The following is a 13883-nucleotide window of genomic DNA, read 5'->3' as shown; positions in this document are numbered from 1 at the left end:
TGCATTTGTGCGCACTATAGGCTTTGACAATCATTTGCATGTACCTGTATTTCTTTGGAACATGATGAACAACCGCACCACTCGATCGCTCGGCGCCGTCGTTGCGCTGGGCACCTCGGTTGCCTTGTTGGCAGCCTGCTCCTCTTCTTCCGATTCGACCGACAGTGAAACCAGCGAAAGCTCGGCCGCAGCTGCACCCGTGTCCAATTCCGCTGCGACGCCGCGCTTGACGGTCAGCTACGACGGCGGCGTCCTGGTCCTCGACGCTGCCACTCTCGAGACCGTCGACGACGTCACCGGTATCGACGGCTTCACGCGGCTCAACCCCGCCGGCGACGGCCGTCACGTCTTCGTCAGTGGCTCAGGTGCTTTCACTGCGCTCGATGCCGGTACCTGGACCTCGGGTTCGGAACACTTCACGTCGACGCCGGCGCTCACCGACGTCAAGTTCGACGCCACCACACCGGGGCATGTCGTCCGGCACGACGGCAAGACCGTTCTGTTCGACGACGGTACCGGCAAGGTCGAGATCTTCGAATCCGCTGCGCTGCTCGAGGGTGAGAAGCCCGAGACCGACACCTACACCACACCCGAGGCGCATCACGGTGTCGCGGTGGAACTCTCGGATGGTGCACTGCTCACCACCCTCGGAAACGAGGACGAGCGCACCGGCATCGTCGTCCTGGACGCCGACCGCAAGGAAGTCGTCCGCAACGAAGAGTGCCCGGGTGTGCACGGTGAGGCTGTTGCAGCCGACGAGACCGTCGTGGTCGGCTGCCAGGACGGGCTGCTCATCTACCGTGACGGTGCGATCACCAAGGTCCAGAGCCCGGATGCATACGGCCGCATCGGCAACCAGGCCGGCGACGAGGACTCGCCGGTTCTGCTCGGCGACTACAAGGTCGATCCCGACGCTGAGCTCGAGCGTCCGACTCGTGTTTCGCTGACCGACACCGTGAGTGGTGAACTCACGCTCGTCGATCTCGGAACCAGCTACACCTTCCGCTCGCTCGGACGCGGACCGGCAGGCGAAGCATTCGTACTCGGCACCGACGGTGCGCTCCACGTCATCGATGTGAACAGCAAGTCCGTCACGCAGACCATCCCCGTCGTCGACGCGTGGGAAGAGCCGGTCAAGTGGCAGGAGCCGCGCCCGGCGTTGTTCGTCCACGAGGGAACCGCCTTCGTCTCGGACCCGGCGAAGAACTCGGTCCACGCCGTGGACCTGTCCACGGGTGAGGTCACCCAGACGGGCGAGCTCGCCCACACACCCAACGAGCTGACGGGTGTGACCGGCTAGATCCTTGCAGGCGCAACATCGGACGAACCATGCCCGGTGTCGGTGATAAATCACCGACACCGGGCTTGTTCGTTGTCGAAGGACCCTTCCCATCCGGACGAAGTGTGTGTAACTTTGGTTACCAGCAAGCATGATTGTTTCCGAGTGGATGGGCTGCCACCAGGCGTATCGCCGGTGACGGACGGGAAGAGGATCGCATGGTTACAGTTACCGGCAAGAGCACGTCACGTGCAGGCGGGTCTACCAGGCTTCCGGTCGAGACGTACCGCGAGATGCTCGATGTCCTGTCCGAAGGTTCGGTGCGCCGGAACTTCGACCCCTACCGAGACATCGACTGGGACAGCGAAGAGTTCCAGATGTTCTCGCACGATCCGCGGTGGATACTGCCGAACTACCATCCGCTCGGCGGGACTGCGTGGTATCAGCAACTGCCGCGCGGACGGCAGATCGAGGTCGGACACCACATCCAGATCAACTCGGTCAAGGTCGGCGCCGCGTTCGAGAGCATCCTCATCCGCGGAATGATGCAGTTCATCATGAAGATGCCGAACAACTCGCTCGAGTTTCGGTACTGCCTCCACGAGATCACCGAGGAGTGCAACCACATTCAGATGTTCCAGGAGTTGGTCAACCGATCCGGGGCCGACGTGCCGGGAATGCGCACCGACTTCCGCCTCGCTTCACCGACGATGGGCATGTTGGGCGCGGCGTTTCCCGTCGTGTTCTTCATCGGAATCCTCGCGGGCGAAGAGCCGATCGACCACTGGCAGAAGGAAGTCATCCGGCAGGGCAAGGATGTTCCCCCGGCGATGTTGCGCACCATGGAGATTCACATCGCTGAGGAAGCGCGCCACATCTCGTTCGCGCACCACTTCCTCCGTCAGCACTACCCGAATCTCGGCAGAATCAACAAGTGGCTCGTCTCGGTGTCGACGCCGATCATCATGCGCTGGCTCGCCGGCGTGATCATGGCGCCGCCGCGCAGACTGGCCGCAGACCTGGACATTCCACGTTCGGTCGTCAAAGAGGCGTACTGGGGTGGCCCGGTGGGCAGCAACCAACTGCAGTCCTACTTCGGCGACGTCCGAATGCTGGTCGACGAGATCGGCATGACCAACCGCACGGCCAAGTACCTGTGGAAGAAGCTCCGCATCGACGGCTCGGTCTCCCGATTCCGCGGCGAGCCGGACCGTTCCGCACTCGACTGAGCCACCGCGTATCGCGACGAAATATCAGAGTTTTGCTCGAGCTCGCCACACGCCCACTCGCGCAATCAGCAGATGATTACCGCAGAGTGTCCATCTGGCGGTAGGAATCCCCCAGGTGGTCGAGGTGCTTTCGCATCAGGTCCATCGCGCCCATGGAATCGCCGTCGGCGACGACGTCGAGAATCGCGCGATGGTCGTGGTCGACGCACGTCCAGAAGCCGTCCGGGGCGTGGTCGCGGCCGAATCTGCCCGACAACACCCGGAAGACGGGTGCAGTGATCAACTCGAGCAGCGGGTTCTGGGCGGCGCGGAGCAGGACCAGGTGGAACTCCTGATTCTTGGTGAACGTTTCCGGACCCTGGGCGTCGGTGGGGTCGAAGATCGTCTGGCGTAGCTGCGCGATGTGCTCGTCGGTGCGACGGAACGCGGCGATTCCCGCGGCCGGCACCTCCATCAGGTTGCGCACCTCCATGAGCTGATCCACGGTCACGGTCTCCGCGGCTGCCATCAAGGCGACGCCCGTTTCCAGGTGGGCACTGATGTGCCCGACGGTGGGGGCCGAGACGAAGCTGCCGCCGGTGACTCCGCGCGTCGTCTGAATGAGATTCTGGCTGGCCAAAGACCTGAGTGCTTCGCGAATGGTGCTCCTGCCGACCCCGAACTCTGCGGTCAGCTCGGCATCCCCGGGCAGCCGTTGACCTGGTTGAAGTTCTCCCGACAGGATGCGCTCACGCAAATGCGTGGCGAGGACTGCATACGCAGGTCCGCTTTTCGGCACCGTATCGGTCACGTCGAGGTCCTCACTGTCCGTTCGTCGCATAGTTCGGTCGCATAGTCCGGTTGCCGATGAGCCTAACCTCTGGAACGCGGACCGCTGGTCGAATCATCGGTTCTTTTGCAGTGACATGCCCTAGCCGAACCAGTGGAGGACGCTCGCCAGGGTCTCTGTAAAGCGGAAACATCAGAGGTATTGCGTTCGCCGGGATCGGCGGGCACTATGACTCGTGTCACCTTGCATCAGTGATCCACGACACTCGCAAGGTCGAAAGAGCCTACTCAGCACCTCTCCGCTCCACCGTGGGCGCCGGCAGAAACGGAAGCTTTGATGAAACGAATTGGAGTCGATGTCGGAGGAACGTTCACCGACCTCGTGCTGTGGGACGACGACGGCACCGTCGTGGTGCACAAGACGCCGTCGACCAATCACGATCCCTCCATCGGCACCATGGACGGCATCGCCGTTCTCGCCGAACGAGCGGGGATCGATCCGTCGGAGATCGACATGTTCTTCCACGGTACGACGGTGGCGACGAACATCGTGCTCGAGCACAACGGATGCGACGTCGGCATGATCACCACCGAAGGTTTCCGCGACCTTCTCCACATCGCCCGCAAGAAGCGCCCGCTCAATTACTCGAACTACCAGGACCTTCCGTGGCAGAAGTGGCAATTGGTGCCGCGCCGTAACCGGCGCGTCGTACCGGAACGCATCGATGCCGCGGGCACCGTCCTGACTCCGCTCGACGAGGACGCCGTACGCGAGCAGGTGCGCCTGCTGAAGCAGCGCGGAGTGCAGGCGATCGCTGTCGCGTTCCTGCACTCCTACCGCAACCCGACGCACGAGCAACGTGTCAAGGCGATCATCGCCGAGGAATTCCCCGGTGTGTTCGTCTCGCTCTCCAGCGAGGTCGCACCGCAATACCGTGAGTACGAGCGCTTTTCGACGGCTGCGCTGAACGCATTCATCGGCCCGAAGACCTCCAAGTACATCGCGAATCTCGCCGGCAAGGCACGGGAGGCTCAGGTCGGCGAGGACGTTCACCTGATGACCTCCGCGGGCGGCCTCGTGACATCGCGCAGCGCGAGCGAGATCCCGGTGTCGCTGCTGACAAGTGGTGTCATCGCCGGTCTGCTCGGCGGATGCGCAATCGGCAAGGCGTCGGGCTATCCGAGCGTCATCACCCTCGACGTCGGTGGCACCTCCGCCGACGTCGGCGTGGCACCCGACGGTGCACTGCGCATGAAACACCTGCTCGACACCCGCATCGGTGACTACCACGCCATGGTGCCGATGGCCGAGGTCGACACCATCGGTGCCGGTGGTGGATCCATCGCTGTCGTCGACGACGGTGGCATGTTCCGCGTCGGGCCGCGCAGTGCGGGAGCCGTGCCGGGTCCTGCCTGTTACGACCGCGGCGGCACCGAACCCACCTCGACCGACGCCATGGTGTCGATGGGCTGGCTGCGCGAGAACAGTTTCCTCTCCGGCACCATGGAAGTGAAGCCCGAACTCGCCCGCGAGGCCATTCAGTCCCACATCGCGGACAAGCTCGGCACCCCGCTCGACGAAGCGGCAATGGGCATCTTCAAGATTCTGGCGCACTCGATGACCGAGGCCATCAGCCTGCACTCCGTGCGCAAAGGGTATGACCCACGAGACTTCTCGCTGATCGCCGAGGGCGGCGCCGGGCCTCTGTTCGCATGGCAGATCGCCGACCAACTCGGTATCCCTCGCGTGATCGTGCCGGGCCACCCCGGCATCACCTCGGCCGTCGGGCTCCTGACCACCGACATCCGTTACGAGGTGCCCACGACGGTGTGGACGTCGTCGGCCGACCCGGACATCGAACTGGTCGCGTCGCAGATGGAACGGTTGTCCCAACAGGCGATCGCGCAGCTCGAAGCCGACGGCGTTGCCGCCGAGAACATCTCGCTCGAACGTAGCGTCGACTGTCGGTACGTCGGCCAGGGTTACGAACTTCGCGTCCAGGCACCCGACGGCGCCATCGACGACGTGTGGATCAAGACCACCGCCGAGGCGTTCCACGAAGCCCACGGCCGAACCTACTCACAACGCTTCGACGACAAGCCTGTGCAACTCATCAACATCAGGGTCACCGGCGTCGGCGCGGTTCCTCACGTCCGCATCGCCGACATCGAGAAAGGCGGCGCCGATGCGTCGGCCGCGATCAAGACCACGACGCAGGCTCTCTTCTGGGCCGACGAAGCGGCCAAACCCGAATGGGTGGAGACGCCGGTCTACGAGCGATCGCTGCTGCTCGCCGGCAACACGTTCGACGGGCCCGCCATCGTCGAACAGTTCGATTCGACCACCATCGTCGGTATGAATCAGCGCGCAGAAGTCGACGCCGTCGGCCACATCATCATCGAGAGGAAATCCGCATGAGCAAGGCGCTGATGCCCAAGACCGGAGTGTCACTCGCCGGTGAGGCAACACGAACGTGGAACGATGTCGAGGTCGACCCGATCACGTTGCGTGTCATCGGTGGTGCACTGCAGTCCATGGCCAAGGAAATGGCGCAGGTCCTCTACCGAATGGCGTATTCGAGCCTCATCCGCGAGTCCGAGGACCTCGGCGCGGGCATCTTCGACGTCAACGGACGAGAGCTCTGCGAATCGGATTCCACACCCATGCACTGCGGTTCGATTCCCGCCTACATCCGCGGAGTCAACCGTCGGCTCGCGGGAACGTACAAGCCGGGCGATGTCATCCTGCACAATCATCCCTACCACGGGGCGGCGCACTCGCCGGACTACGGCGTGATCATCCCCATCTTCTGGCAGGGCGAACACATCGGCTTCGCCGGCTGTACAGGTCACGTATCGGATGTCGGGGGAAACTTCCCGGGACTGTGCATGGACGTCGTCGACGTCTGGGCCGAAGGCAAACTCATGGACTCCATGAAGATCTACGAGGCCGGAGTTCGCAACGACTACCTGATCCAGCACATCCTCGACAACGTTCGCACGCCGGAGCAGAACCGCGGCGACCTCGAAGCCCTCATCGCCTGTTCGCGGATCGGAGAGAAGCGATTCACCGAGCTACTGGAGAAGTACGGCCTCGACACCGTCATGAGTGCCGGTGAGCGGTGGATGGACTACTCGGAGAAGATGCTGCGCAACAAGATTCGGGAGATACCCGACGGCAGCTACTCCGCGCCCATCGGCTACCTCGACGACGACGGCAAGAACCGCGGTGAACCGTTAGCGGTGGCCGTGCGAGTCCAGGTCGACGGCGAGGACATCCTCATCGATCTCACCGGGTCCAACAGTCAGGTGCCGACGGCGTTCAACGTCCCGTTCGAGGGTTCCGTTCTACCCGTGGCTGTTTCGGCCATCCGCACGATTCTGCTCGACGAGGACGTCACCGAGGAATTCGTGCCGCAGAACGACGGGTGCTTCCGTCCCGTCAAGGCATACGCACCCGAGGGAACCATCTTCAATCCGGACTTCCCGGCGTCGTGCTTCGCTCGCTTCTCCCAGGTCAATCGAGTGTTCGACTCGATCAACCTGGCGCTTGCACCAGTACTTCCCGATCACGCCGTCGCCGGTTCGTCCGCCGCGCTGTGCGCGATCGCGTACTCCGGGATCGCGCCGGACGGCGAATCCTATTGGGTCTACATCGAAATCAACGAGGGATCCTACGGCGGCCGGAACGGCAAGGACGGGATGGATGCCGTCGACGCGTTGATGGCCAACACCCGAAACAATCCGATCGAGGAACTCGAGCTCAATCACGCGATGCGGGCTCTGCGATACGAACTGCGTGACGAGGCCCCCGCTCCCGGGCAGTGGCGCGGCGGCATCGGCAGCGTACGCAAGTGGCTCATGGAGACCGACACGTTCCTCGGCTCGGAAGCAGACAATCGCTCCGACGCCCCGGCCGGCGCGCTGGGCGGGCACAACGGTGTGTCCGGATCCTTCACCCGCAACGCCGGGACCGATCGCGAGGAAGTGCTGTATTCCAAGGTCACTCAGGAAACCATCCGGGCCGGCGACACCCTCGAGATCAAACTTCCGTCGGGCGGCGGTTTCGGAAATCCCTTCGAGCGTGACCCGTTCCAAGTGCTCAGCGACGTGTGGGACGAGTACCTGACCGAGGAAGACGCGCGACGTGACTACGGTGTGGTCGTGAACACCGAGGACTGGACCGTCGACGAGGAAGCAACTGCGGGCCTGCGCGCCGGGAGCGCGGCCTGACCGATCTCGGCGCGGTCATCACCTGGTGTGACCGCGCCGGGTCAGGCACCGGCCCCGTGGCCGGGATGAGAATCGGCGTCAAGGACAACATCGACGTCGACGGTGTGGCCACCACGTGCGCATCGAGATTCTTCGACGGGCACGTGGCGAATCGCGACGCGGAGGTCGTCGCTCGACTGCTCGACGCGGGTGCTCGGATCACTGCGAAGCTGAACATGGCCGAGTTCGCGGTCGGCGTCACCTCGCAGAACACCGCGGCCGCCGTCCCTCGAAATCCGTGGGACACGAGCCGGGTACCCGGTGGCTCCAGCGGGGGATCGGGATCCGCGGTGGCCGCGGGACTCGTCGACGCATCACTGGGAACGGACACCGGAGGTTCGGTGCGGCTGCCGGCGTCGGCGTGCGGTGTCGTCGGACTCCGGCCGACCTGGGGAGCGATCAGCAACGACGGTGTGTTCCCGGTCAGCGAGGAGTTCGACACCGTCGGGCCGATGGCACGGACGGTCGACGGTGTTGCCCGGCTGTTCACCGTCCTCGCCGACCACCCGGGATCGGCTGCACCGACAACCCGGCGGATAGGTGTTCCCACCACGTTCTTCACCGACGACGTCGACAACGGTGTCGCCGACGCCGTCCACGTTGCAACCCGAGTTCTGGGAACCCTCGGCTACGACATCGTGCCGATCGAGATCCCGGGCGTCGCCGACGCTCAGGACATCGTCTACACCATCGTCTACTCGGACCTGGCGCACCGGCACCGAGCCCGCGTGGACCGACAACCGGAACTGTTCCAGCCCGCGACACTCGAAAGAATCTCCCTCGGGCTGGGCATCTCCGATGCCCAACGGGCGGCCGCCGTCCGCGGTCGAACGGAGTATCGCACCGGACTGAAGAAGGTGTTCACGGACGTGGACGTGGTGCTCACCCCCACGATGCCGGTGGACGTTCCCCGCATCGACGGGGGAGACGACGTCGTCGCCCAGTCTCGCCGGATGGGTCAGTTCAGTTACCCCTGGTCACTGCACGACGGTCCCACTCTTGCTGTTCCCGTCGGATTCCACTCCGGCTCGGGTATGCCGGTGGGAATGCAGCTCACCGCCGCCGCCCACCACGAACAGCAGCTGTTCGACATGGGTTCGCGCTATCAGGCGGCGACGGACTGGCACACCCACTCACCTGGGTGAGCTGGAGCGTATGGTTGTAGATACTTTATGAAGTATCTACAAAGGAAGTAATTCATCATGTCCGTGTTGGAAGCCCAGCGTTACGTCCATGTCGTTGCTCCGCACCGAGCGGAGACCGTGGACGAGGCACGCGCACCCGAGCCGGCGGACGACGGCGTGGTCGTGGACATCAGGTACTGCGGGATCTGCGCGACCGACACCCACGGGTACTCGTCGGCTGCCCTGCCCCCGGCTGTGTTCGGCCACGAGTGGACCGGAACGGTCTCCGCGATCGGCAAGGACGTCACGACCGTTGCTGTCGGGCAGCGGGTCGTCGGCGGAGTGGGCCCAGCATGCGGGCGGTGCCCTCAGTGCACGGCAGGACACGCAGCGCACTGTGATCTGGCGTTCGCCGAGGCCAACGGAATCACCGACGACGCACCGGTGCACGGCGGATTCGGCACCACGCTGACCGTCTCGGCCCGTCGCGTGGTCGCGGTGCCCGACGCGCTCACGGACGAGGAAGCCGCACTCGTGGAACCGGCGACCGTGACTTTCCATGCAGTGAAGCGGACCGCCATGACGCTCGGATCGACCGTGGTGGTGCAGGGAGCCGGGCCCATCGGCTTGCTCACGGCGCAGCACGCCCGCAACGCCGGTGCCGGCCGGGTGATCGTCTCCGAACCGTCACCGCATCGCCGCGAGCAGGCGACGCGGCTCGGGTTCACCGACGTGGTGGAACCGGCCGACCTCGATCGCGTGCTGCGCGGAGCAACCAACGGACTCGGTGCCGACGTTCTCTTCGAATGCACCGGAGTGGCAAGTCTTCTCCAGCCGTCGGCACAGTTGGTTCGTCGGGGTGGAGTGCTGTCGCTGCTGGGCTACCCGGGAACGGACTCGCAGGTGAGCTACGGCGACTGGCAGAGTCGCGAGCTCACGGTCATCGGATCGCTGGCGTACTCCCACGAGGACTTCGTCGGGTCGATGACCGCGATCGCCGAGAAGCGACTCGATGTCGCGTCTCTGCACACCGGCACGATCGGGCTCGGGGAGTTGACCGACATGTTCGTCGAGCTGGATTCGGGACAGAGCACCCACGCGAAGGTCTTGGTCGATCCTCGCCGCTAGCGCCTTGTGTGAGTGGAAATGTGGCCTCCAGGACACATTTCCACTCACCTAGGGTCAGTCGGCGTTCGTCGTCGCGCCCAGGAGGTCGCGAACCCGATTGGCGACGGTGATGAACTCCGGCTGTTCCATGGTGGAGCTGTAATCTCGCTCGACAGGGAGGTCGACGTCGAGGATTTCGACGATCCGGCCGGGTCGCGGGCTCATCACGACGACCCGATTGGCCAGGTACACGGCCTCGGCCACGGAGTGCGTCACCAGCATCACCGTCGTTCCGGTTTCGCGCCAGATGCGATGCAACTCGACGTTCATCTTCTCTCGGGTGAGAGCGTCGAGAGCGCCGAACGGTTCGTCCATCAGCAACACTTCGGGCTCGTGCAGCAGGGCGCGGCACAGCGAGACTCGTTGCTGCATACCGCCGGACAGTTCGTGGGGGAGTGCGTTCTCGAAACCACTGAGGCCGGTCATCTCGATCAGCTGGTCGGCTTTCGCGGCTGTCTGCTTGCGGTTCATGCCGCGCATCTCGCCCTGCAGCAGGATGTTCTTGCGGACGGTCCGCCATTCCAGAAGTGCGGCGCGCTGGAACACGTAACCGATGCCCCGCTGCGGCCCCTTCACCTGCTTGCCGCGCAGGCTCACACTGCCGGAACTCGCATTGGTCAGTCCGGCAACAACTTTGAGCAGCGTCGATTTGCCGCATCCCGACGGTCCGGCGATGGAGACGAACTCTCCTTCTCCTACCGTGAGGTCGACATCGCTGAGCGCTGTCACGTCACCTCGTTTGGAGGAGAAGCGGACGCTCAGGTCGTCGACGGCCACTGCGGTGTCGGTCAGGACGGTTTTCGGTCGATCGAAGGTGGCGGTCATGTCCTTACCTCACTGCTCGGTGGTCGTGGTGAAGGTGGAATCCCAGTACTTCGACGGCTCGTCGGCGCTCTCGAGGAGGCCGGCGTCGGAGAGAACGGTGATCGTGGACACCCAGTCCTCTTCGGAGTTGACGCCCGGCGCGTTGCCTTCGGTGTTAGGGGTGGTGAGCAGCGGGATGGTTTCCTGCCACTGCTGCAGCAATACCGACTCGGGCGGGGTCTGCGGGTCCTTGCCGACCATGGAGGCCACTGCCGCCTCGGGGTTGGCGATGGCGGCTTCGAAGGACTCGGTGGTGGCGTCGACCATGGCCTGGACCAGCTCGGGGGAGCGTTCGATGGTCGACTCGTTGGCGATGAGACCGTTGCTGAAGAAGTTCAGGCCCGCGTCGGAGTACTTCAGGTACCGCATCTCGCGGCCACTCTTGTTGGCGATATTGGGGCCCTGATCGTGTGCGAAGCCGATCAAACCGTCCACCTGGCCGGACAACATGGCGGCAACCTTGCCTGCGGAGTCGAGGCTCTGCTGGGACACCGAACTCTCCTCGACGCCGACGGCATCGAGATAGATGGGGAACGTGGTCGTCGGCGCATCGCCCGCGGAGACCGCGATGGTCTTGCCGGCGAGGTCGGCCGTGGTCTGGATGGGGCCGTCGGCGTAGACCTGGACGGCCGAGGGTGTGGTCTGCAGGAAGACGCCCACGCTCTTGATCTGTACGCCCTTGTCGATGTTGGACAGGACGGCCGCGGAGTCGGCCCAGCCGAAGTCGGTCTGGTTGGATCCCGCTGCCTGCGCGGTCTTGGTCGAGCCCTGGCCGGCGGTGATGGTCAGATCGATGCCGTGCTTGGCGAAGATCCCCTCCTGGACGCCGTAGTAGAACGGGGCGTGCTCGCCGTAGGGGTACCAGTTGAGCATCAGCGATGTTGCCGTGGTTTCACCGTCGGTGCCGGGAGCCTTCTCCTCGGCGCCGCCTCCGCTGCAACCGGCGAGTACGAGGGACGATGCGGCGGCCGCCGCGATGACGAGTTTTCCGAGTTTCATTCGATTTCTCCGATGTGTCAGACGGCGGACGCGGATGCAGTGGATCGACGCGACGCGTGCCAGGGGATGAGGAACTTCTCTGCGATCTCGATGATCATGAAGAGGATGATGCCGAGGGCGGACATGATGATCAGCGCCGCGAACAACATTGCGGTGTCGATGTTTCCGTTCGCCTGGAGGATGACGTAGCCGAGTCCTTCGTTGGCTCCGACGAATTCACCGACGACCGCTCCGGTGACGGCGAGTGTCGCGGCGATCTTCAGTCCGGACATCAACTGCGGCAACGACGCCGGGAACCGGACCTTGGCGAAGGTCTTCCATTTGCTGGCGCCCATCGTGGAGGTGAGTTCGAGGATCTCGGGGTCCACCGAACGCAGTCCGGCCATGCCGGCGATGACGATGGGGAAGAACGCCATCAACACGGCGACGAGGATCTTGGGGCTGGCTCCGAATCCGAGCCACACGACGAACAGTGGTGCGATGGCGATCTTGGGAATGACCTGAGCGAAGAGGATGAGTGGATACATCGTCTTCTCGATGCTCGACGAGTAGATCATCAGCACCGCAACAGCTTCGCCGACGAGCGCCGCGATCACGAATCCGGCGATGGTCTCGTACGTGGTGACCCAGGTGTGCCCGACGAGGTACGAGGCGTTGTCCGCCATCGTCGACCAGGTATCGCTGGGCGACGGGAGGATGTAGGGCGCGACGAGTTCCGACTCGGTCACCGCCCACCATGCTGCTACCAGTACGGCCACGAGCGCGAGCGGGCGCCACAGTCCGGACCACGTGTTTCGGAAAGAGGGCAGAATGTTCTTGAAGCTCCGTCGATGATCCGTCGGCGCAGGGTGTGTTGCCGACGGATCAGCGGAACGGATCTCGACCGACGTTGTTACCGCCATGAGAAGTCCTCGAGCTAGTAGTGGGCGGGCTACGACGCTCCCGCTGGAATGCGCTTTCCGAAGCTGAAGCGAATGTAGTGTGACCGCGCCCACACTGTCAAGAGTTCTTAAAGTTCACCTGGTCAGAGCGCTGCTCGCACGCAACACGACGGTGCCGGGGGCGTACTCGTGCGTGTCCTGCTCCCCGTCGAGAGCGAGCTTCACCGCACGCTCACCGATCTCCACGAGCGACAGGGCGACGGTCGTCAGGCTCGGAAAGTGATCCCGCAGCGTCGGGATGTCGTCGAAACCCGCGACGCAGACATCGTCGGGCACGCGAAGGCCCTGGCTGCGCCACGCCGCAATGGCGCCGATCGCCATCACGTCCGTGACGGCGAAGACGCAGGGCGGCGCGGTCTCGGAGCCGGGATGCAATTCCAGCGCCGCGGCGAGGCGTCGGGCAGCGCTGAATCCGCCGTCCCGTGAGAAGTCGCCCGCCACTTCGATTTCCGGGGCCAAACCGTGCCTGGCCAGGGCGTCGACGAAACCGTTTCGCCGGTCCACCGACGTGCGGATGTTGCCGGGCCCGCCGATGATCGCGAACCGTCGGTGTCCCTCGCCGATCAATGCCTCGGCGAGTGCCGCTGACGCCACGAAGTTCTCCGGTTCGACGGCCGCGCCGAACGGTAGCGGTTGCCCGATGACTACCACTTTTCCGTCGTTCTTTCGATACGCAGCGAATTCCTTCTCCAGATCTCGATCCAGGTCACCGCTCTGACGCGAGCCGGCCAGAATGATGGCGTCGGCGCGGTGCGAGATGAAGGTGCTGACCGACTGGCGTTCGATGTCGAAATCTCGCTCTGTGCTGGCCAGGAGGACCAGCTTGCCGGCTGCGCGCGCCTCGTTCTGCACTCCGCGCACGATCGAGGAGAAGTACGGATCCGCAACGTCGTGGACCACCAGCCCGATCAGGCCGGTGGAGGACCGCGCGAGCGCCTGGGCCTGGGCATTCGCCACATAGCCGAGGTCTGCCGCGGCTGCGCGAACCCGGTCTGCGACGCCTTCTCCCGGGATTCGCGAGGAACCGTTGAGGACTCTCGACGCAGTGGCCTGGGAAACCCCGGCCGCCGCGGCCACGTCCTGCAGTCTGACTGCCGCCATGATCGATTCTCCTCGAGTTGCCGCTTGACCAACCGACGTGGACAGCATAGCTTGGAAAGCGCATTCCGAAGCTGACTTGTTCGCTCGACGCGTGTGGAACTTTCCGCCACACCGTTTCTGGAACCCTTCCCGACGGCTC

At 64.2% G+C, this 13883-nt stretch carries 11 protein-coding genes; 6 read left to right on the top strand and 5 right to left on the bottom strand.

Annotated features, from left to right (window positions below; genetic code table 11):
• The first annotated feature begins 61 nt into the window (after nucleotides 1-61).
• Both aztD and CH290_RS16240 read left to right on the top strand, forming a co-directional pair.
• Entirely contained in the window at nucleotides 62-1300 is a 1239-nt protein-coding gene (aztD, locus tag CH290_RS16245; RefSeq protein ID WP_033187840.1) for a zinc metallochaperone AztD, read from the top strand.
• Nucleotides 1301-1497: 197 nt separating this feature from the next.
• Entirely contained in the window at nucleotides 1498-2508 is a 1011-nt protein-coding gene (locus CH290_RS16240) for an AurF N-oxygenase family protein (RefSeq protein WP_196248666.1), read from the top strand.
• A 76-nt stretch (nucleotides 2509-2584) separates the two neighbouring features.
• Here CH290_RS16240 and CH290_RS16235 read toward each other — a convergent pair whose 3' ends face one another.
• Nucleotides 2585-3328: a FadR/GntR family transcriptional regulator gene (locus tag CH290_RS16235; RefSeq protein ID WP_020112984.1), complete on the bottom strand. Its 744-nt coding sequence runs from the start codon at nucleotides 3326-3328 to the stop codon at nucleotides 2585-2587.
• A gap of 285 nt (nucleotides 3329-3613) precedes the next feature.
• On the opposite strand from CH290_RS16235, the gene CH290_RS16230 reads away from it, so the two are divergent.
• The 4 genes from CH290_RS16230 to CH290_RS16215 are packed head-to-tail and all read left to right on the top strand — an operon-like array spanning nucleotide 3614 to nucleotide 9800.
• Nucleotides 3614-5695 (top strand): hydantoinase/oxoprolinase family protein, encoded by a 2082-nt coding sequence (locus CH290_RS16230; protein ID WP_033187839.1) that lies wholly within the window; start codon nucleotides 3614-3616, stop codon nucleotides 5693-5695.
• Nucleotides 5692-7509: a hydantoinase B/oxoprolinase family protein gene (locus CH290_RS16225; protein ID WP_033187838.1), complete on the top strand. Its 1818-nt coding sequence runs from the start codon at nucleotides 5692-5694 to the stop codon at nucleotides 7507-7509. Before CH290_RS16230 ends, CH290_RS16225 begins: the two co-directional genes overlap by 4 nt.
• Complete coding sequence (locus tag CH290_RS16220; protein WP_329955214.1) at nucleotides 7455-8693, top strand: amidase; 1239 nt, start codon at nucleotides 7455-7457, stop codon at nucleotides 8691-8693. Before CH290_RS16225 ends, CH290_RS16220 begins: the two co-directional genes overlap by 55 nt.
• Nucleotides 8694-8750: 57 nt before the next feature.
• Nucleotides 8751-9800, top strand: a complete 1050-nt coding sequence (locus CH290_RS16215) for a zinc-dependent alcohol dehydrogenase (RefSeq protein ID WP_033187836.1) — start codon at nucleotides 8751-8753, stop codon at nucleotides 9798-9800.
• 54 nt (nucleotides 9801-9854) lie between these two features.
• Here the strand turns inward: CH290_RS16215 and CH290_RS16210 are convergent, their stop codons facing one another.
• The 4 genes from CH290_RS16210 to CH290_RS16195 form a co-directional block, all read right to left on the bottom strand.
• Complete coding sequence (locus CH290_RS16210) at nucleotides 9855-10664, bottom strand: ABC transporter ATP-binding protein (protein ID WP_033187835.1); 810 nt, start codon at nucleotides 10662-10664, stop codon at nucleotides 9855-9857.
• Between the two features lie 9 nt (nucleotides 10665-10673).
• Complete coding sequence (locus tag CH290_RS16205) at nucleotides 10674-11702, bottom strand: ABC transporter substrate-binding protein (RefSeq protein ID WP_019666719.1); 1029 nt, start codon at nucleotides 11700-11702, stop codon at nucleotides 10674-10676.
• A gap of 17 nt (nucleotides 11703-11719) precedes the next feature.
• Entirely contained in the window at nucleotides 11720-12604 is an 885-nt protein-coding gene (locus CH290_RS16200) for an ABC transporter permease (protein WP_033187834.1), read from the bottom strand.
• A gap of 114 nt (nucleotides 12605-12718) precedes the next feature.
• On the bottom strand, nucleotides 12719-13744 hold the full coding sequence (locus CH290_RS16195) for a LacI family DNA-binding transcriptional regulator (RefSeq protein WP_033187996.1): 1026 nt from the start codon (nucleotides 13742-13744) through the stop codon (nucleotides 12719-12721).
• Nucleotides 13745-13883 lie beyond the last annotated feature (139 nt).

Source organism: Rhodococcus sp. 06-156-4 (genome assembly GCF_002259345.1).
GTDB lineage: Bacteria > Actinomycetota > Actinomycetes > Mycobacteriales > Mycobacteriaceae > Rhodococcoides > Rhodococcoides fascians_E.
The sequence above is the reverse complement of the archived record's forward strand: the minus strand, read 5'-3'. Positions and strand labels throughout refer to the sequence as shown.